The organism is Acinetobacter sp. GW821-FHT01C12 (genome assembly GCF_059422625.1).
In genome coordinates, this window is the sequence record NZ_JBWKXD010000010.1 from 115,846 (window position 1) to 134,942 (window position 19,097).

General features: G+C 35.9%; 19 protein-coding genes. 7 read left to right on the top strand and 12 right to left on the bottom strand.

What is annotated here, in order from left to right; translation table 11 throughout:
• Window positions 1-11: 11 nt before the first annotated feature.
• From AC07WY_RS18090 to AC07WY_RS18100, 3 genes are all read right to left on the bottom strand, one after another.
• Window positions 12-764, bottom strand: a complete 753-nt coding sequence (locus AC07WY_RS18090; RefSeq protein WP_262086857.1) for a DUF6160 family protein — start codon at window positions 762-764, stop codon at window positions 12-14.
• Between the two features lie 16 nt (window positions 765-780).
• A complete protein-coding gene (locus AC07WY_RS18095; protein ID WP_419336620.1) occupies window positions 781-2,337 on the bottom strand; it encodes a hypothetical protein in 1,557 nt (518 codons plus the stop codon).
• Between the two features lie 261 nt (window positions 2,338-2,598).
• Window positions 2,599-3,990, bottom strand: coding sequence for a hypothetical protein (locus AC07WY_RS18100; protein WP_239044970.1), 1,392 nt, complete (start codon window positions 3,988-3,990; stop codon window positions 2,599-2,601).
• Window positions 3,991-4,447: 457 nt separating this feature from the next.
• Between AC07WY_RS18100 and AC07WY_RS18105 the strand changes: the two genes are divergently transcribed.
• Window positions 4,448-5,257 carry a DUF4882 family protein gene (locus AC07WY_RS18105; protein WP_239044969.1) on the top strand — a complete coding sequence of 270 codons (810 nt, stop codon included), beginning with the start codon at window positions 4,448-4,450 and terminating at the stop codon, window positions 5,255-5,257.
• Window positions 5,258-5,362: 105 nt separating this feature from the next.
• Here AC07WY_RS18105 and AC07WY_RS18110 read toward each other — a convergent pair whose 3' ends face one another.
• The 3 genes from AC07WY_RS18110 to AC07WY_RS18120 all read right to left on the bottom strand — a co-directional run bounded on the left by AC07WY_RS18110 (window position 5,363) and on the right by AC07WY_RS18120 (window position 8,388).
• Window positions 5,363-6,742, bottom strand: a complete 1,380-nt coding sequence (locus tag AC07WY_RS18110) for a hypothetical protein (RefSeq protein WP_239044968.1) — start codon at window positions 6,740-6,742, stop codon at window positions 5,363-5,365.
• Between the two features lie 344 nt (window positions 6,743-7,086).
• Window positions 7,087-7,656 (bottom strand): dCTP deaminase, encoded by a 570-nt coding sequence (gene dcd / locus AC07WY_RS18115; protein WP_004723815.1) that lies wholly within the window; start codon window positions 7,654-7,656, stop codon window positions 7,087-7,089.
• A gap of 138 nt (window positions 7,657-7,794) precedes the next feature.
• The gene (locus AC07WY_RS18120; protein ID WP_004723817.1) at window positions 7,795-8,388 is read right to left on the bottom strand and encodes a LysE family translocator; all 594 of its coding nucleotides are present in this window, start codon (window positions 8,386-8,388) and stop codon (window positions 7,795-7,797) included.
• Between the two features lie 456 nt (window positions 8,389-8,844).
• Here AC07WY_RS18120 and AC07WY_RS18125 point away from each other — a divergent pair, with 456 nt between their 5' ends.
• The gene (locus tag AC07WY_RS18125) at window positions 8,845-9,396 is read left to right on the top strand and encodes a DUF2062 domain-containing protein (RefSeq protein WP_262086860.1); all 552 of its coding nucleotides are present in this window, start codon (window positions 8,845-8,847) and stop codon (window positions 9,394-9,396) included.
• Window positions 9,397-9,426: 30 nt separating this feature from the next.
• Here AC07WY_RS18125 and AC07WY_RS18130 read toward each other — a convergent pair whose 3' ends face one another.
• Together AC07WY_RS18130 and apbC are read right to left on the bottom strand one after the other, a co-directional pair.
• Window positions 9,427-10,305, bottom strand: a complete 879-nt coding sequence (locus AC07WY_RS18130) for a 5'-methylthioadenosine/S-adenosylhomocysteine nucleosidase (protein ID WP_262086861.1) — start codon at window positions 10,303-10,305, stop codon at window positions 9,427-9,429.
• 347 nt (window positions 10,306-10,652) lie between these two features.
• Window positions 10,653-11,903, bottom strand: a complete 1,251-nt coding sequence (apbC, locus tag AC07WY_RS18135; protein WP_004723826.1) for an iron-sulfur cluster carrier protein ApbC — start codon at window positions 11,901-11,903, stop codon at window positions 10,653-10,655.
• Between the two features lie 324 nt (window positions 11,904-12,227).
• Here apbC and AC07WY_RS18140 point away from each other — a divergent pair, with 324 nt between their 5' ends.
• The gene (locus AC07WY_RS18140) at window positions 12,228-12,527 is read left to right on the top strand and encodes a hypothetical protein (protein WP_034615993.1); all 300 of its coding nucleotides are present in this window, start codon (window positions 12,228-12,230) and stop codon (window positions 12,525-12,527) included.
• A 48-nt stretch (window positions 12,528-12,575) separates the two neighbouring features.
• On the opposite strand, the gene AC07WY_RS18145 is transcribed toward AC07WY_RS18140, so the two are convergent.
• Entirely contained in the window at window positions 12,576-12,764 is a 189-nt protein-coding gene (locus AC07WY_RS18145) for a hypothetical protein (protein ID WP_004723829.1), read from the bottom strand.
• Window positions 12,765-12,957: 193 nt separating this feature from the next.
• Here AC07WY_RS18145 and AC07WY_RS18150 point away from each other — a divergent pair, with 193 nt between their 5' ends.
• A complete protein-coding gene (locus AC07WY_RS18150; protein ID WP_004723831.1) occupies window positions 12,958-13,176 on the top strand; it encodes a DUF6500 family protein in 219 nt (72 codons plus the stop codon).
• A gap of 4 nt (window positions 13,177-13,180) precedes the next feature.
• Here AC07WY_RS18150 and AC07WY_RS18155 read toward each other — a convergent pair whose 3' ends face one another.
• The 3 genes from AC07WY_RS18155 to AC07WY_RS18165 form a co-directional block, all read right to left on the bottom strand.
• Window positions 13,181-13,483 (bottom strand): putative quinol monooxygenase, encoded by a 303-nt coding sequence (locus AC07WY_RS18155; protein ID WP_056515254.1) that lies wholly within the window; start codon window positions 13,481-13,483, stop codon window positions 13,181-13,183.
• 50 nt (window positions 13,484-13,533) lie between these two features.
• Window positions 13,534-14,028, bottom strand: coding sequence for a hypothetical protein (locus AC07WY_RS18160; RefSeq protein WP_034616005.1), 495 nt, complete (start codon window positions 14,026-14,028; stop codon window positions 13,534-13,536).
• A gap of 102 nt (window positions 14,029-14,130) precedes the next feature.
• On the bottom strand, window positions 14,131-14,931 hold the full coding sequence (locus tag AC07WY_RS18165) for a hypothetical protein (protein WP_262086868.1): 801 nt from the start codon (window positions 14,929-14,931) through the stop codon (window positions 14,131-14,133).
• 180 nt (window positions 14,932-15,111) lie between these two features.
• On the opposite strand from AC07WY_RS18165, the gene metG reads away from it, so the two are divergent.
• The 3 genes from metG to AC07WY_RS18180 all read left to right on the top strand — a co-directional run bounded on the left by metG (window position 15,112) and on the right by AC07WY_RS18180 (window position 18,882).
• A complete protein-coding gene (gene metG, locus AC07WY_RS18170) occupies window positions 15,112-17,166 on the top strand; it encodes a methionine--tRNA ligase (RefSeq protein WP_494736873.1) in 2,055 nt (684 codons plus the stop codon).
• A 122-nt stretch (window positions 17,167-17,288) separates the two neighbouring features.
• Window positions 17,289-17,762: a hypothetical protein gene (locus tag AC07WY_RS18175; RefSeq protein ID WP_494736874.1), complete on the top strand. Its 474-nt coding sequence runs from the start codon at window positions 17,289-17,291 to the stop codon at window positions 17,760-17,762.
• A 142-nt stretch (window positions 17,763-17,904) separates the two neighbouring features.
• The gene (locus AC07WY_RS18180) at window positions 17,905-18,882 is read left to right on the top strand and encodes an MBL fold metallo-hydrolase (RefSeq protein ID WP_494736875.1); all 978 of its coding nucleotides are present in this window, start codon (window positions 17,905-17,907) and stop codon (window positions 18,880-18,882) included.
• The last annotated feature ends 215 nt before the right edge of the window (window positions 18,883-19,097 follow it).

Consider the following 19,097-nt stretch of genomic DNA (forward strand, 5'->3'; position numbering starts at 1 on the left):
TCAGATTTATTTTAGCAACGCTTATTCATTGTAGAATCACAACTAAACATCATCAGCTTGCCCTGCAAAACAAGATTACCGTTCATTTGTACACCCATAAAGCCCGTTTCTCGACCGACATCATAATTATTTGCGGTAGAGCCATTAGCGCCCGTTGTTTGAGGTTTTGCTACATATTTATTAGCTTTTAAATAACCATATTGGCTTTCCGTTGCACCCGATGCGCTTTCCGTAACTGTGCCATCTGCATTGGTCTTACTGGTGAAATCATCTTTTTCGATAGAAAGAGAGTTGAAGCCAAAATTACGAATTTGGATCGGTTGATTCGCATCAAAAGATAACTGAATTGAGGGTTTGATCATCTGCATAGCGGTGGTATTTTTATAGACCAAATCAACACCATCCAAACCTAATTTCTGAATATTAATCGTCCCTTGTACACCTTTAAAGACCACCCAAAGCTTGTTCCCTTCAGTACTACTGGCTAGACCATTTGCATCAACATAGCGATTATTTACAGACAATGCCAAATGGCAAAATTGTAATTTCTCACAAATACCGCCAGTACCATTATCAAACTTATAGGCATTATTTGTGGTGTAATATGAATCACTTGCATTAATTTGGTTCAGTACCAATTTTAAAGATAAATCGGCACCAGCTTGCCCTTCGACTTGCTGCATGTCTGAATCAGTTAAAGCCTCCATTGCTGCTAAATGAAAACTCACCAAACTGGTTAAAATAAGAAGTACTGTTTTTTTCATTATATTTCTTCCTATCCTATAGGCCTTTGGTGGTTATTTTCATATGCTGAATCAGCATTCCATCAATCAAGGCAGATCCTAAGTTATTCTGTGCATTTGAACTGGTCGCATTATTTAATTGATTAAATGAAACCCCCACAGCACCCGCAGATTTATCTGCAAGTAAAGTCTTTCCGGCATCAGTACTATAAACAGTACCAATACTAATACTACTGTGTGTTGCCGAACTGCCTTGATAACCCGCTATTGAACTTGCGCCACAGTTATAGACATTACAAGTAGAACCTGTATATGAAGTATCTGCCCCTGTATAATCTGTATAGATCTTCTTATAAATTGATTCTTTATTTGGGATTCTAGCCAGCTCTATACTAAAGTTTGTGCCATCAGATCCGAGAATCAAAGGCTGATACAATGAACCGAGCACCAAATTGGTATTCAAATTATAGATATAAATACCTTCTTTATCTGAAAAAGTCGGTGCTGTTCCACCGTTAATTGCTGGCGTCGATAAGATGTCTTGCGCTGCTGGAGTAGTACAACCATTCAAGTTGCCAACTCCACATTCTTGAGTGCTAATCCTAAAAACATGGCTCATCAAATTCGCTGGAGCAGTCCATGAGTTTGCTGTAGATGTTCCCAATAATTTTGAACCATCGCCACTATTTAATCGTATAACACCAGCCAAGCCTAAAGTATTGTTATAAAAAGCACTCATACCCCCCGTATTTGTAGCACCACCGAGTGTTTGGAATAATTGAATTTTACTGCCATTTAATCCAAAACCGTTAAAGATACCTTGTAAGCGAATACGGTTTGCTCGCCCCGTCGCAGTGGTACTAAACCCCTCGCCTAGATTAAATTGATTTGGATCTTTGTCAGCCTTACTTTGATCGCGTACAAAACCATCTGCCCAAAATGCAAGTTTAAGGTTATATGCATCTTCCCCACCAACATCATTGACAAAAGCACTGGTCGTCACTGTTTTCTTATCAGCAGCAAATGAATATAAATTTTCATATAACGGCGCTTCAAAATTTAAATACGTTACAGAACCCGCACCTGCACCAAAGTCAGGTACATTGAGGTCTGTTTTTACATTGAATATCCAAGGGTTGGTTGCAGTTCCCCAGCTTTTAATCGCAGCGTTCGCTACGCCATTGGTTGATCCAGCATCCAATCTAAGGTTGGCATTATTGCTGGCATTTTTAGACAACGCCAAACCATATAGATATAAATCAGCTTTGCCGACTGAATGATCACTAGCATTCACAACACCATCTTTATTGGTATCTTGAACGATTGATGACAATGGTCCCACAGGAACATAATAGATATAGCCAGTGTCTAAACTACGATTTGTAAGCACAGTATCTTGAGTTTGGTTAACTCCAGCGCCCTGAAAAACCATATAAGTGTCTCTAGGCAATAAGGCAATACCTTCACCTGTGGTATTACTTAACTTTTCATCAGACATTTCTTCGAGTGCGAAGCAAGATTGGCTTAAGCATAAACCAATGAAACTCACCAAAACGGTTTTATGAAATTTTACCGTATAATTGAGTGTAGTCATCCACGACCTTCCTGTGTTATACGATGCTCCGCACCATATTTTATTTTATTTCTTAAATTTCCGACTTCAAACTGTACAAAAACACATATCCTTGTTTATACAGTTTTGTTATGTCTATCACACTTCATACTATGTAATTTTTTTAATTATGACAAAGTTTTTTTGGTTAAAATCCATCATTTCCGACAAATGAATCTTTTTAAGCAATAAACTCATCATAAGTTTTAACACAGTTACTGCCAAAACATAATAAGCGTTTGATTAACAAAACTTTAATGAGCCGTAACAGTTTGGAGTAAAATCCTGTTTAGCTAACTGTATATTATTTAATGGCATAGTTGCATGAGGCGCATTAATTAAATCAACAGTCCCAACAGGAACGGCTGTCCCTGCGAGGCAGTTCAAAGCCAAAAAACTACCACAATCAACAGGATGATCGGTTAAATACGCACCTACTTGATCCATGATCGCGTTTAATGTCGCTTTTGGAATATCAACCTTATCTGTTGGATCAATTTTACCAATATCAATTGGATTAGACAGCTCTAACCACCAACCCTTTTGAGCAACTGATTTATTTCCTGTCCACTGAATATCTTGCCCTTGCAGAGATAAAGAAGCGGGCGTCCCATTTAAACTGGCTTTATGAAAATAACCCAAATCTTCATTAATTGTTGCATCAACGATTAAGTTATTGATGCTTCCTGAAGTTGATTTATTATTGAGGGGAATGATTGCCAATGCTGTTGCACTAATTGTACCAGATAAATCAATTGTTCTAACATTTGCAGTGGCGTTTAAAATTGCGCTATTGATACGCTTACCAGTGATAACTTGTTGAGGAAGAACTAAGTCACCCTTTAAAATATTACTTCCAGTTGCTTGATCCCTCAAATTAAGGTCATAAGAAGTCGTAGAAAACCCAACTGATGCTCCAAATATAAGACAACAAGCCCTACCATTAATCGCATTATAACCATCAGATTGTCTTAACTGTGTTCTGGCTGCTTCTCCAGCAACATTACTCGTACCAAAACCATTGACCAATGCTGTTCCAGTCGTAGCAGCAACTTGCATATATCCACTTAAGGAGTTAATTCCATTTTTTGTACTACTATTTTCAGTACCAAACGTCAGCAGCCCCACTGCTTTTTCAGAACTTAAATTTATTCCCACGACTTGCCGTGTAGAGGCACTTCCAGGGTTTTTAATTGCAAATTGAATAAATGGATTGGTTAAAACAGCACTTGATCCTACACGAGCAGCTCGGTCAGAAGCACTATCTGTATTAGATGTTGCAGCGTTTCCCACACCACTCAAACCCAAGTTATCAATATCAATGTCGCAGTTGCCTGCGCCATTTACACCACCGCAACCTAACTGTAATTTTTTAATATTAGCATTTAATTCAAGTTCAGCTTCTAAACCTAATTTATAAAATCCAATACTTTTATCTCCACCTGTTCGTTTTGCTTCCATATTTGCTGAATCTGTAGGTGCAACATAAGTCAAACTCATTAAGGCTTGACCTGTCGTTTCAGAGAGTTGCTCATCAGACATACTTTTTAAAGTTGTAGACTGTGCATATACAGCAGACATTGCAAAGACACTGAATGAAAAAAGTGCTACACGCAAAGGCTTTATTTTAAGCATGAACATCTCCTTATCCTTAGATTATGTTCAAAATTGTGAGGCTCTACTGTTCCAATAACCAAACCTAATTTTAGATAAACTTCATAAAATCTAGGTGCTTACAACCATAAATGTATTTTAGTTTTCAATAGAGAAATATAATGTGATTAATCTATCATAATGTTTTTAAATATAGGTTAAATTTCCGACAAAATGACTGTAATTTTTGTTAATAAACCAAGATGCCAAATAGCATCAAAAAACATTAAAAATATTCCATAGCAATTATCAAGAATAAAAAACGATTTAAATTCAAATATAAAAATCAAAGATAGATATAAAAATAGTTCAAACATTTTAATTAAAATGAATCCACTTAAATCAAGTATTTAAAATTTTTAAACCTTTTTATCGGATATTTTCACATCTATTCCATTTTAACTTTATAGTAAAATCTCAAAATAAAAAGGAATACACCATGAAAAGAATGATATTCGGTTTAATGATAAATTCAATCTGCATAAGCAGTTGGGCTGCATGTAGTTATAATTTTGATGCAACAACTGCTGAAATCCAACAGATGATTGGAAATCCTATTCCGCCTGCAAAAAAATTTCCCCACTTAAACGGAACAACTGCTAGTTTTCTACTTGAGAGCTCAGCATACCAATATCATGCAAGCACGTCTGCATTTGCACAATCTTATAAGAACTATATAAATGGAACAAATAACACAATTCTAGGTGATAAGAATTTATCAAGCACAGGAAAGTATGCAGTTGAGCTAAAGATTGATAACTTTGCAGATATCCCTACAGGATCTTATTCTGGAAATCAAAGTGGCGTATACACATTAGGATATAATTTTTTTGCTATCAAAAATGGAAACCTGAAGTATGGAGGCTTCGTATGGCTTACAAATTCAGATGATACGAAAACAAAAAAAGTCTACGTTAGTTTTTCTGATTTGGGTGCAGGCATTAATTATGAGAAAGAATTTGATATAGCTTACAGCTCTGCAAATAATTATAAAATTGGCCTTTATTTAGATCAAGATTCAAAACAAATTGGAATAAATTTAAATGGTATAGATAAAGGCTATATAAACAATACGCCATTATCAGACTCAGCTACTCAAATCAGTTTCCAAATGTTTGGTCTTGTTGGTGGTTATCCAACATCGCTAATAGGCACTTATCAACCAACAGAAACGCTTATCTTTGAGCGTAGCCAAATGACTTTAAACTATTCCTCCAACACCAAAGACATCTGCGGGAATACAATTTAAGGCATTAAAACCCACTTAGGTAGGTTTTAAAATTTTAAGATAGAAAGTTGATTCATCATTGGTATTAAATCTCTTTATTTTTAAGCCTCTAGAAGCCAATAAAAATTAACAGAATTTCAATGAACCATAGCAGTTGGGTGTGAAATCTTGTTTTTTTAACACTAAATCTTTAAGTGGCATTGAAGCTGCTGGAGCATTTGTTAAATCAACAGTTCCTACAGGAATCGAGCTTCCAAAGAGACAACTTAGTATCCCCCAAGACCCACAATTAATTTCATTTGCTGGTTTCGCCAAAAAGGTGTTAATTTGACCCAATGTTTCTACTAATGTTGGTAATTCAATATTAACTGCTTTACTTGGGGTGATATCACCAATATCGATTGGATTAGAAAACTCTAACCACCATCCTCTTGCTGCAACCGACTTATTTGCTGTCCATTGCAAATCTTGGGATTGAAGTGATAAAGAAGCAGGAGTTCCATTAAGACTAGCTTTATGAAAAAAATTTAAACCCTCATCAATTGTTGCATCTACTTTCAAATTTTTAATTGTCCCTGTCGTTTCTCTATCTAAATTAATAATCAATAAAGCATTAGCGACAATATTTCCAGAAATTGCAATATCATTAACCGTAGCATTTGCTTTTAAGATAGCTGAGCTAATACGTTTACCTGTAATATCTTGCTGAGGTAAATTTAATATACCATTTAATACATTACTTCCCGTAGCTGAATCTCTTAAATTTAAATTATAACTTTTTGTTGTAAAATTTACCCCTGAAGCTTTTCCTTTAATGGCAACGCCTGTATAACTTTGTGTTAAAGCACCTTTTGCAGCCTCTCCAGATACTAAACTGGTTCCAAAACCATTCACCTTAGCAAGACCACTGGTTGCAGCAACAGTCATAAAACCACTTAAAGTATTAATCCCATTTGGCGTATCACTGTTTTCCAAACCAAATGTAATTAAGCCCATGGCTTTTTCTGAACTTAAATTAATTCCTACAACTTCACGCGTGGATGCACTATCTGGATTTTTTATTGCAAACTGAATAAAAGGGTTGGTTAATACCGCACTTGATCCAACCCGGGCAGCTCGATCAGAATCACTACCTGTATTAGAAGATGCCGAATTACCTAAACCGCTCAAACTAATATTGTCGATATCAATATCACAAACCCCACTACGAATAGAATTGTTAACTCCTCCACAGCCTAATTGTAATTTCTTTATATTTACATTTAATTCTAAATCAGCTTCTAGGCCTAACTTGTAAAAGCCTATATTTTTTGCACCACCATCCCGTTTTGATTCTAAATTACTTGCATCTGTTGGTGATGTATAACTCAAACTCATGAGTGCTTGACCCGTCATTTCTGATAATTGTTCATCAGTCAGAGCTTGTAACGTTGCAGCTTGAGCAGTGCTGATCCCTAAACCACTCAGTATCAACAATACAACATTTAAATATTTTATCTGGAACATCCTATGCTTCCATCCTTAGCAAAGCTTGACCTTATTTTTTATACCGATGCTAAAGTACTATTCAAATTCTGAATAAATAAAACGATATAAATCACATTTTTATTTAACATCAACGTAATTTTATTTATACCATAGATTAAAATTCATACCGAATAAATTTTAAATTTTCCGATAAAAAACAATTATTTAAAATAAAATAACATCTCCCATTAGATATACTTAATGATAAGTTTAACGACCGCACTTACTCCAATAAAAATAGTGCCTAAATCATATTGTTACTCATGATAAATACATAAAAAAAGCAAGTGATTTACACTTGCTTCTTTCAGCTCATTTTTAATTTAAGCTTTAGGTAAGGTTACCCCAACCTGACCTTGGTATTTACCACCACGATCTTTATAAGAGGTTTCACAGACTTCATCAGATTCAAAAAACAGCATTTGAGCAACACCTTCACCGGCATAAATACGCGCAGGTAAATTCGTCGTATTTGAAAACTCTAATGTCACATGACCTTCCCACTCAGGTTCAAGTGGCGTTACATTTACAATGATCCCGCAACGTGCATAAGTCGATTTACCTAGGCAGATCGTCAAAACATTACGTGGAATACGGAAATATTCAACAGTACGTGCTAACGCAAATGAGTTTGGAGGGATGATACAAACATCGGATTCAATGTCGATAAAACTACGTTCATCGAAATTTTTAGGGTCGACAATGGCAGAGTGAACATTGGTAAAGACTTTAAACTCACGTGCACAACGTACGTCATAACCATAGCTAGATACGCCATAAGAAATTAGCTTTTCACCATGTTCATCATAACGCACTTGGTTTTCTGCATACGGTTCAATCATACCGTGCTTTTCGCTCATTTCACGAATCCAACGATCAGACTTAATTGCCATTTATCTCTATCCCAAAACTGTGCTATTTACTGCGCTGTACTTTAACTGAAATTGCTTTTGAAAGGAATGTTTATGACGAAATAGAGCAGCCCAAGTCGTAAGTAAACGTACAAACTTAAGGTTAACTATAATCGATTGTTAAAGGCTTAAAAGTGCTGAATAGCTCAGTGGTACAGTAAAACTCACTAAAACTAAAGACGCAGTTCTTTGCATATTACGCTGATTGAGCCAAGTCACTTTATTACTGCAAATCACAGAACCAATAAATGTCCAAAAAAATGCAATCGGTACGATTAATAATAAAAACACCAACATATGTGAAGTATAAGCAGACGCATTTTGCCATACATGTGTTGGAAAAATTGCAGAAGCAAAAAGAAGTGCTTTTGGGTTTAAAAGGGTTGCAAAAAATAACTCACGCGCCCGAATTGTCGCATGATTAAAGTTTTCATCTCGATTTGCTGTACGCCATAATTTTAAAGCCAGGAATAAAATATAGCCTGCGCTAAATAATTTAAGAATAACAGGTACACTTGGAAACTGTTTAGACACAGATCCAATAATTAATCCCCAAATGGTAATGGAGATAAGATAGCCAAGCGCTTCCGCTGGAATTAATGCAAGAGATTTTCGAATTCCAACTTGAATTCCAGAAGATGCTAAAAGCGTATTGGTTGGTCCTGGTGTCAAAAGAATCGTCACCACCAAGCCAATAAAAAACCATGAAATCATTAAATGACCTCATCAATGGATTGATCGCAGATTAAATCTTTTAAATTGAATTGGCAAAAAATTAATTGTAAGAGAACTTATTGAAGAACATTACCCTAAATAAAAATATATTTTATTTTCAATGCTTTGAAAACCTAAAATCAGATAAAAACTGCAAAGTCACAGGTTGAAGAAATGCTGTTTTTATGTTCAAAATCAAACTTTAAAATCAATGATAATACCTTTTAAATCAGTAAGTTTATTCCCAAATAGAACACTGATTATCGGTAAAATACCAAGTAGTTCCGTTAAAAGCCATCTTTGGCATGAATCAAGGGCTTTTTAAGTAAATTTTCAGTTTTGTTGACTATTCTTTATCCATAGTTCTCTCTTACTCATTAGGTTTTTTGTCAGAAAGGTTGTCGTTTTTATCTACATTGGTGCACAATAGTTACCTTTCTTGCATTTTCTACTTTTATGGCAAAGCATTTTTTTCAGTCTTGGCTCCCTAGTCCAGAGCGAGTCAACAATTTGAAATTTATGAAGATTTTTGGCGATAAAGCCTTAAGTCCTCAGCTTTGGTATGTCAATCGAAAATCGATTTCTAAGGCAATGTTTATTGGTACCTTTTGGGGCATCTTGCCTATTCCATTCCACACCTTATTGATTATTTTTTCAGTATTATTCTTTGAAGCTAATTTACCAATTGGCCTAATTTTAGCTTGGATCATGAATCCCTTAACCATTGTGCCAATTTTGATTTTTGCCTTTTGGATTGGTTCCAAAATTTATCATGTGCATATGATTAATAAGGAAATGTTACTCGGTGTTTTCCATCAAATCATTCATTGGATCAAAAACTTTGGGCATGGGCATATCGATTTTAGTCTAGCCAAAATTCTTGCGACAGGTTTATTTATTGAAGCATTTGTATTTGCATCACTACTCTTTATTGCGACACGTATTTACTGGCGTTGGAGTGTGATTAAAAAGTGGAATAACCGTAAAAAACAGCCAAACATTCTTTAAACAAGCTCCAACTTATTCTGATAAAAAAATTTACTTCAAAGCTGCTTGTTTAGCTTTCATATATTCAACAACTACATCTAGAACATAATGCTGGCATGCTTCTCCAGTACCTGGATCATATGCACCGCCATTGGTAATATTGTTCGATAAAATACGAACACCAAGGAATGGTACTTTATATTGGCTGGCAATTTGTGCCACAGATGCCGCTTCCATTTCCTCTACAGAAGTGCCATAGTTTTTATGGAAAAAAGCAATTCGATCCAATTCATTGTTCCAAACATCTGCTGAACCAATAGTACCTTCAACTACACGGCCCTTGCTATAATTGGTTTTTGCACGCTGCGCCGCCAATAATAGATCTTTATCTGCTTCAAATTTACGAATCGCAATCGGTTCAGGATCAGACTCATCCGTAGGCAGCACATCAAAAGCTTCTGTCCATTCAAGAGAATTCGAACCCTCTCCAACTGCTTTTTTAGGTGTTCTAAATGCACCAATATTGGTGGTGTAACGACCTAAAACAATATCATAGACATTAAGATCTGGATCATGTCCACCTGATGTTCCTTGGTTAATAATCGCAATAGGTTTATAACGTTCAATCGCAATTGCTGTTGCAGCAGCAGAGTTGCTCATTCCCATTCTTGTTTTAGAGATAATCACCGGATAACCCTGATAGGTTCCTTTCCAAAACGTCCAACCACCGAACGTTTCGACTGTAGAGTTGCTTAGTTTTGAGGCCATTTGCTCAGATTCTACAGGTAATGCACCTTGAATGATGATGGGTTGCAATGATTTCTGTGTCGTTGAATTAGAATTGGTTTTATCTGAATCACTATCATTACATGCAGTCAATAACATCGAACTACAGATTCCCAAAGCACATAAGATTTTTTTTAATAGCATGGTCTACTCAATGGTTTAAATTAGAAATTATACCTAAGCAATGAATATACCAGTTGATCAATTTTCTATATTTTTATACAGATAGTTAAGAGAAGGCGATTTAAAGTTTATTTTTTGAGTTGGAAATAACTTCAATTAACTTAGCATAGTCTGCTGATCAGTCCTATTTGTACCAACCCCGTCATATTTAACATTAATTATTTGAATTTATTTGTGATATTAAAAATGGGCAATGCTTATAAAATTTTATTATCGAGTCAATTTAAATATTTCATTGATTCATTCTCAAGTATCCTCTCTTTAATTCAATTGTTAAAATAAAGAGAGGACGCTTAAGAGGTCAATTCTTAGAAAATTCTATGCGGATCTTTTTCGGCTTTAGGTAAAGCTTGTGCAATTTTTTCAGCAATAGCCATATAGTTTTCTGCAGCAACATCTCCTGCAATCACAGATGGTTTACCTGCATCAGCATTTTCACGAATTTGAACATTTAAAGGCAATCGACCCAGCAACGGAATATTATATTGCTCAGACAATTGATCTCCGCCACCTGTACCAAAAATTTGTTCTTCATGACCACAGTTTGAGCAAATATGTGTCGACATATTTTCCACCACCCCCATAACTGGAATATGTACTTTATTAAACAGTTCGATCCCTTTCACAGCATCCATCAAGGCTACATTCTGTGGTGTTGTCACAATCACAGCGCCAGTTACAGGAATACGCTGGGCAAGGGTTAATTGAATATCCCCAGTACCAGGTGGCATATCGATGACTAGAACATCTAAATCAGGCCATAGCGCTTGATTAAACAGTTGCATCAATGCACCTGTGGCTTTTGCACCACGCCAAGCAACTGGTGTATTTTCTTTTCCAATCAAATGACCGATCGAAAGTACAGCCATACCATAAGCTTCTAATGGTACAAAATTTTCACCTTCTATTTTAGGTGTTTGCCCAGCATTCCCCAGCATTGTCGGGATACTTGGGCCATAGATATCAGCATCCAAAACCCCGACTTTTAAGCCTAATTTGTGCAAAGCCAATGCGATATTTACTGTGGTGGTTGATTTACCGACCCCACCTTTACCCGATGATATAAGGATCACATTTTGAATTCGAGGGTGTTTCGGAATATCTCGTTGTTGTGGTGCTGCTTTTTGAATCGGTGGATTATTAGGATCTTCTTGTGTATTTGCCATTTTAGCAGAAGCATCGACAACTGGAGGAAGATTAGGATGTTGCTCTTTGGGCTTTGAAGCACAACTATGCCCTGCTTTTCCATGCTGATCACTGCCACAACTCGAATCATGTTGAATTTTTTGTTGAATCACATGCAAATTCAACTCTTGAATACCGCACTTCTCCAATGCATCTGCGAGATCATCATGAATTTTTTGTAAATGATCTGCCTCTTCAGGATAAGTATTAATTGTTAATTGTAATACTCGGCCTACAACATTCACTTGAGTAATACGATCTTTTAAGACATTTGAATTTGGCAAAATATAGTTTTGCAAAACAGATTGGACTTCTTCCTCTTTCACCTCCTGCGCAGGAGAAAAAACTGATTTAAGCGAAGAAAGCCACGACATAGATTTGCTCCAAATTTGCAAATACAATAAATACTGAGAACAGATAGTTTAACTGTAAAATGACCTGAGGTTAAGCAAACTTCTATTCAGCTTTTTGAATGTTGTTATTAATCCTACTGATTTAGTTGGTTTAGCATCCAAAATAATCCATTTAATCATTTTATCTCATTGTTCAAAATGAACTTTTAGTTTTTTGCGATTTAGTTTTCTAAGACAAAACGTCGTCTTAATAATTCCCATACAAATACTGGATAAAAAAATAGCTATAGTCACATTGGGTCAATAACAACTTTGTGTAATTTTTGACAATAATAAGGTAGCTCTATGAAGTCTCTATTATTTTTAGTTTTTTCTTTAATCATTTCGAGTTCAGCTTTTGCTGGAACATCTACAACTGCGGTGCGTACATCTTCAGGACAATTGGTTTCTGTAGGTGATAGTTTGACGGAAATGTCGACACGGATTGGCCAATCTCCAATTTCAATGAACACTTATGAACGTAAAGAAGGTAAAACGACGGTTACCGTATCCAACTATATCTATGAGATTGAGAATGTAACTTATACTTTTACGGTAGTGAATAATCAGATTCGTGAAATTGAGTGGATTCGTAAAGAACCTTAAGTAAACAGTATCACTGAACAGCGTGGCGCTGTTCAGTGATTATTCAAATTACTTTTCATCATCTTTTTTGTGCTTCAAATCATTTACAGCTTGCTCACCTTTAAGCAGTGTTTCTTTTGCTTTATGTTTGAGGTCATCTGCAACCTTTTCAGCACCTAATTTTGCTTCTTTGGCTTTTAACTTCACATCATCAATTACTTCAGAAGCTTTGTTTTTTAAATCGTCTAAATTTGTCATGATTTTCTTCCTATTTAATTAAGTCTCAGCCTAGTTATAACAACTGAAACTCCATAAAATGTAAAAAGATGCATTTCTTTAACAATTCATACACAGTTTGTAGCGATGTGTTTTTTTGTTTCAAAATGAATAAAATAGCCTATTCTGATTGATTGAAAATCATTGAATTAAAACAAACACTGAGTCTTATCGAATGCAACACTTAATGAAAGAAAAAATTATCCGAGTCTGTAATGATAAAATTGCTAAAAAGGGAGATGATGTTGGTTTATCTTTTTATGCATTCTTTGCCAATAAAAATGATGACCCAGAAACCTTAATGCAAGTGGCAGAATGGTGGATTAAAACCCATCAGCTTGATCATTTTGAAAAGGCAATCAAAATTAAGAAAATGATTGAAGATGAATGCTAAATATTCATTTTTTAAACAATTCATCATAATGCTGCATATGGGTAAAAATTCCGTCTTGTCTTCTATGTTGATCAATTTGCGGGACTAAATCCTGAAAATGAGAGGATTGGACATGGGCATCTAAAGCAGCTCGATCCACCCATTCCTCAATAAATACAAAATGCCCTGTATTGCGTAAATCATGATATAAGTCATAGGCTATACAGCCCGCTTCTCGTTTAGTTTGCTCAACTAATTGTTGATATAAAGGTAAAACTAAATCAATTTTATCCACTTGGATAAAGTCTTCGGCAATCAGTTTAAGCATAGGTAATTTCTTATTGATATCGAAGTTCGAACATAACATGAAACGCAAATTTAAACCCAATGATGTACTTGTTTTCTAAACATATTCTGCGCATTAAATTTTCTGCATAAAATGAAGTAAACTGCATTTCCGAGAACTAGACCGATACAAAACGGGAGCAATAACAGTAAATAAACGAAGATTAAGTAACTCAATGCCTCGATAAAACTAGATAGAGCACCATCTAAACATAAAACTAAGAATAAAAAACTTAACATCATGATAAAGATCAAAGTTATAGATTTTATAATCTGTGTTGTTTCGATGATTTTTTGAGGTACTTTAAATACTTTAAAAATAACTGTGTAGCTAAAAAAACCGACCAGCAGTAAAAATGGAGTTAAATACAATACGACTTCCATGCCTCGGCTTGAAGTTCGTTCAGAAGCTGAAATAAATAAATCGCCCTGATAAAAATATAGAAAAAGACAAAATGGTACAACTAAACTGAGAACAGCCGCTAAACTTGCAAATGCTGAAGCAACAAATACATACCAAGACCGCATGATTTTCTCCTTCTTCGATCTTGGTGTTAGTTTCTAAAATTAAAATGTAGCGTGTTTGATTAAGATGTGAAGTTTAGGTGAAGAATCATCAAGATTCGGACTTTATGATCGGACATTTCCCATAAAACTGACTGCCGCAAATAGCCAAATAAACAATACGAAACTACGCCCCTGATTAAAATGATTCAAATCCGTACCATGTAGAATGTTATGCCGTGTCATACTCACCGTTGAACTACTATCCATCTTATAAGCAGCCAACTCTAAAAAATAATGATTCAATTCATTGGCAATTTTAGCTTTATGCCACAAACTTTTAATTTCATGACCTTTTAACCCAGGAACGATTTTATAGACATCAATAAACTTGGTGTCCTGTTGTTTTAAATAACCATTTTGAACTAAAACAGCTGTTAACAAACCTTCCAATTGGGCATAAAGCAATGGAATACATCCCGCATACAACTCTAATTGATAGAGTTTAAAGCTTTGTTCTAACACAGCTTGGTATTGTGACTTCTGCTCACCCAGCGCTAATTGATCAAAAGCTTTAAACATCTCAGACTGAAAAAACGCACTGTTGATCACATCTAAAAGATTAAACTGAGCAATATCCTCAGTTTCATGTATCAATTGCCAAAAATGCAATAGATTGAGAGCGTCATTGGCAATTTTAGCCCCCACAGGCTGATCCAATTGATTGGCTAAAACTTCAAAATAAGGCTCTTCTTGAGCAAACCCATTGAGTGTTTCAATAAGATACTGATGTTCATCTTCAGAAATATCTGCAAAATAGCGTTCAGCTTGTTTCAGAATATTTTTTTCAATCAGATTTTTACTATTTTGATTTTGTGGAATACGGGTTACAGGCTGGTCATCATCAAAATATTCATCATCAATCATAGATTTATTGCTCTTGGGAAATACACGAATACACCATTCTATAATAATGAATTGGCAGATATAAGAATATGCATAAAAATCTACATTTGAAAAGAATTCACCTATTCTGTTGTGCATCTTCATAGCAATTACGCTAAAATCAATGCCCTTGCATTAACTTTGAGAAAGAGAGTTATATCCGTGCGAAATATTTTAGTCACTAACGCCCTTCCATACGCAAATGGTCCTATTCATATGGGTCACCTACTCGGCTACATCCAAGCAGATATTTGGGTTCGTGCCATGCGTGCAATGGGTCATGAAGTGACTTATGTCTGCGCGGATGATGCACACGGTACAGCAATCATGCTCCGTGCAGAAGCAAATGGGATTAGCCCAGAAGCACAAATTGCCAATGTGCAAAAAGAGCATATTCGTGATTTTGATGGCTTTGGCGTACATTTCGATCACTATGATTCAACCAATAGCGATGAAAATAAAGCCCGTTCTGAGGAAATCTATATTAAAAACCGCGAGGCAGGCAATATTGCGATTCGTCCTGTTACTCAGTTGTTTGATCCTGAAAAAAGTATGTTCTTGTCAGACCGCTTCATTAAAGGGACTTGTCCAAAATGTAAAGCGGAAGATCAGTATGGCGACTCATGCGAAGTATGCGGTACGACCTATAATGCAACAGAGCTGTTAAATCCACGCTCAACATTAAGTGGTGCGACACCTGTTGAAAAATCATCAGATCATTATTTCTTTAAACTCCCAAACTTTGCCGAATACTTGCAAAAATGGACGCGTGATGAAGGTCGTTTACCTGTTTCGATCGCCAATAAGTTAGATGAATGGTTTGAAAATGGTTTAAACGATTGGGATATCTCTCGTGATGCACCTTATTTCGGCTTTGAAATTCCAGATGCACCAAATAAATATTTCTATGTTTGGGTTGATGCCCCGATTGGCTATATGTCAAGTTTTGAAAATTACATCAAAACGAAACGCCCAGAATTAAGCTTTGACGACTACTGGAAAAAAGATTCTAAAAATGAGGTCTATCACTTCATTGGTAAAGACATTGTATATTTCCATGCGTTGTTCTGGCCTGCAATGTTAGAAGGTGCAAATTACCGCACCCCTACAGGTCTATTCGTAAATGGTTTCTTGACTGTAAATGGTCAAAAAATGTCAAAATCGCGCGGCACATTTATTAAAGCTGAAACCTATTTACAGCACTTAAATCCTGAGTATTTACGTTATTACTTTGCTTCTAAACTCTCTGATAAAGTTGAAGATTCTGATTTGAATCTTGATGACTTTGTACAAAAAGTAAATTCAGATTTAGTGGGTAAAGTTGTGAATATTGCCAGTCGTTGTGCAAAATTCATTAACAGCAATTTTAACAATAGCTTGTCTGCAACATGTGCTGAACCTGAGCTGGTTCAAAGTTTCATTGATGCGGGTGATTCAATTGCTCAATCTTATGAAGCACGTGAGTTTTCAACCGCTATACGTGAAATCATGGCACTTGCTGATCGTGCAAATCAGTATATTGATGAGAAAAAACCATGGGCTTTGGCAAAACAAGAAGGTCAGGAACAACAAGTTCATGATGTCTGCTCTGTTGGAATCAACCTATTCCGTCAATTGGCTGTTTACTTGGCACCGGTACTGCCAACTTTGGCAACACAGGTTCAAGACTTCTTAAAACTTGAAAGTTTTGATTTTGCTTCAGGAAAAACGGTTTTAGTTGCACATGAAATTGCTCAATTCCAGCCATTGATGCAACGTGTTGATCCAAAAGCAGTTGCTGCAATGGTCGATGCATCAAAAGAATCTTTAGCTGCTGCAACACCAGCGAAAGCAGAAAAGAAAACTGAAAAAGCCAAAGAGAAAAAGCCTGAAGCCAAAGTGGGTGAAGCAGAAATCATTACGATTGATGACTTTATCAAAATCGACTTGCGTGTTGCTGAAGTCTTAGAAGCAGCAACAGTAGAAGGTTCTGATAAGCTGCTTCAATTGACTCTAAATGTTGGCGAAGCTGAACCACGTAATGTATTCAGTGGGATCCGTGAGTTCTACAAACCTGAAGACTTAACTGGCAAATTGGTGGTTATGGTTGCAAACCTTGCGCCGCGTAAAATGCGTTTTGGTATTTCAAATGGTATGGTGCTTGCTGCTGGGAATGGTGATGGTGTTTGGGTGATTTCACCTGAATCTGGTGCGAAACCAGGTGATAAAGTTTCTTAATTATTGATTATCTCATCCTAGACGATCATAAATCACTAAAAGGCTTCTTCGGAAGTCTTTTTTTATGCTAATGTTTTACTACATTCACATTATAAAAATGAAAAAAAGGGGCTCGCCTCAATATGGATATGTCAAAAAATAACCAAGGAAAAATATCTGCATTTATCCTTTGTGGTCCACTCATTGGTACATTTATTATCACGATCACATTTCACAGCGGATTAATTTTTTATGATCCAATGCGGTTTTTAAAAGGACTCATTACACCATCTATTATATTTCCAATGATCGCTGCATTCATCTTGATTACTCCAATTGGTTATCTCCTAGGATGCATTCCAGCCATCATTACCAATCTCTTATTTAAGCACTTTTTTGCAAGTAAATTAGCGTTAGCCTCTTGGCGTTATAGTTTAATCTATGGGTGTCTTTTAGGCTCTATGCTAGCCCCTTTTATTCTTATCATTGCTATAGTCGCGCCTTCCCCTTTATTGACTTTTCTTTATCTCCAGTTTGTCCTTATACTACCAACAACGCTGATTTGTACTTTTATTGAGTGGAAAAGAGCCAGAAATCGTCAGGATATCAATGAATGACCTCACATAGCTGATTCGATCATTGTGTATATTAATAAAAAATTCACTTACAAAAGTAGATTTTTTTTCATATATAAAAAGCGCCGTGATGAACCAATCCATGTTAAAAAATAATTCGTTAAATTAATTCTGATCAAATCCAATGAAAAAAACTGCCCTATCATTATCTGTACTTTTATTCGGCTTATTCCCTCTAATATCACAAGCAGAAGTCACCAAAACATTACCGATCATTGAACAACAAGCGCAAGTAGCAGGGTTTTACCAACATCAGTTGGGCAATACACAAATTACCGCCTTGCTAGATGGCACCAACTTTATGTCTCCCACACTATTTAAAGATATCTCACAAGATAAGGTTCAAGAAATTTTAAAGAAATATCATGCAGATCAAGCCAAAGGTGTGCAAACATCGGTGAATGCATTTTTAGTTAACACAGGTAAATCACTAGTTTTGGTGGATAGCGGTACTGCAGATTGTTTCGGTGCGCATCTAGGCTCTGTATTAAAAAATCTCAAAGCTTCAGGTCATCAACCTGAACAAGTCAATACGATTTTACTGACACATTTACATCCTGATCATTCCTGTGGTGTCAGTAAAAATGGCATAGCAAACTACCCAAATGCCACCATCTATGTCTCTGAAGATGAAGCAAATTATTGGCTAAATCCAAAACAAGCTGAAAAAATAGCACAAGATAAACGAGCCAATTACTTAGCAACTGTAGAAAAAATCAAAGCTGCCCTTGCACCCTATCAAGCTAAAAAACAGTTTAAAACATTTAAACTGGCTGACAACATCAGCGGATTTGAAGTAATCAGTACTGCTGGTCATACCCCAGGGCATTTTAGTTACAAACTAAAAACAACGGGTGAAGATATTGTTTTTATTGGGGATATTGTCCACTCTCATACAGTACAATTCGATAAACCAGAAACAGCAATAGAATATGATATTGACCCGAAAACAGCTGTTCAAACCCGATTAAAGCAGTTTGCTGATTATGCAAAACATGGACAAACCATCGCAGCACCTCATTTAGCATTCCCAGGCATTGGACATATTTACTCAGCCGATGGGAAAAGCTATCAATGGATTCCTGTTCACTTTAAAGATTAATGATTTTATTGTTTAAGTAGAATCTTTCTAATGATTTTTAAAAGCTCCTGCTAAGGCTAGAGCTTTTTAATATTCCATTTTATACTTCGTTCTTCAAAATATTCCAATAGCGCACATAAAAAAACACCCCGCTCTCGTTAGAGACCGGGGTGTTTTAGATTTAAAAGCTGGCGATGACTTACTCTCACATGGGTAACCCCACACTACCATCAGCG

Coding starts and splice junctions, on each gene's coding strand:
- AC07WY_RS18100 (WP_239044970.1), bottom strand. CDS start 3,990: ATGCTTAAAATAAAGCCTTTGCGTGTAGCACTTTTTTCATTCAGTGTC.
- AC07WY_RS18175 (WP_494736874.1), top strand. CDS start 17,289: ATGGATATGTCAAAAAATAACCAAGGAAAAATATCTGCATTTATCCTT.
- AC07WY_RS18110 (WP_239044968.1), bottom strand. CDS start 6,742: ATGTTCCAGATAAAATATTTAAATGTTGTATTGTTGATACTGAGTGGT.
- AC07WY_RS18165 (WP_262086868.1), bottom strand. CDS start 14,931: ATGATTGATGATGAATATTTTGATGATGACCAGCCTGTAACCCGTATT.
- AC07WY_RS18180 (WP_494736875.1), top strand. CDS start 17,905: ATGAAAAAAACTGCCCTATCATTATCTGTACTTTTATTCGGCTTATTC.
- dcd (WP_004723815.1), bottom strand. CDS start 7,656: ATGGCAATTAAGTCTGATCGTTGGATTCGTGAAATGAGCGAAAAGCAC.
- AC07WY_RS18150 (WP_004723831.1), top strand. CDS start 12,958: ATGCAACACTTAATGAAAGAAAAAATTATCCGAGTCTGTAATGATAAA.
- apbC (WP_004723826.1), bottom strand. CDS start 11,903: ATGTCGTGGCTTTCTTCGCTTAAATCAGTTTTTTCTCCTGCGCAGGAG.
- AC07WY_RS18145 (WP_004723829.1), bottom strand. CDS start 12,764: ATGACAAATTTAGACGATTTAAAAAACAAAGCTTCTGAAGTAATTGAT.
- AC07WY_RS18160 (WP_034616005.1), bottom strand. CDS start 14,028: ATGCGGTCTTGGTATGTATTTGTTGCTTCAGCATTTGCAAGTTTAGCG.
- AC07WY_RS18140 (WP_034615993.1), top strand. CDS start 12,228: ATGAAGTCTCTATTATTTTTAGTTTTTTCTTTAATCATTTCGAGTTCA.
- AC07WY_RS18095 (WP_419336620.1), bottom strand. CDS start 2,337: ATGACTACACTCAATTATACGGTAAAATTTCATAAAACCGTTTTGGTG.
- AC07WY_RS18155 (WP_056515254.1), bottom strand. CDS start 13,483: ATGCTTAAACTGATTGCCGAAGACTTTATCCAAGTGGATAAAATTGAT.
- AC07WY_RS18120 (WP_004723817.1), bottom strand. CDS start 8,388: ATGATTTCATGGTTTTTTATTGGCTTGGTGGTGACGATTCTTTTGACA.
- AC07WY_RS18130 (WP_262086861.1), bottom strand. CDS start 10,305: ATGCTATTAAAAAAAATCTTATGTGCTTTGGGAATCTGTAGTTCGATG.
- AC07WY_RS18105 (WP_239044969.1), top strand. CDS start 4,448: ATGAAAAGAATGATATTCGGTTTAATGATAAATTCAATCTGCATAAGC.
- AC07WY_RS18090 (WP_262086857.1), bottom strand. CDS start 764: ATGAAAAAAACAGTACTTCTTATTTTAACCAGTTTGGTGAGTTTTCAT.
- AC07WY_RS18125 (WP_262086860.1), top strand. CDS start 8,845: ATGGCAAAGCATTTTTTTCAGTCTTGGCTCCCTAGTCCAGAGCGAGTC.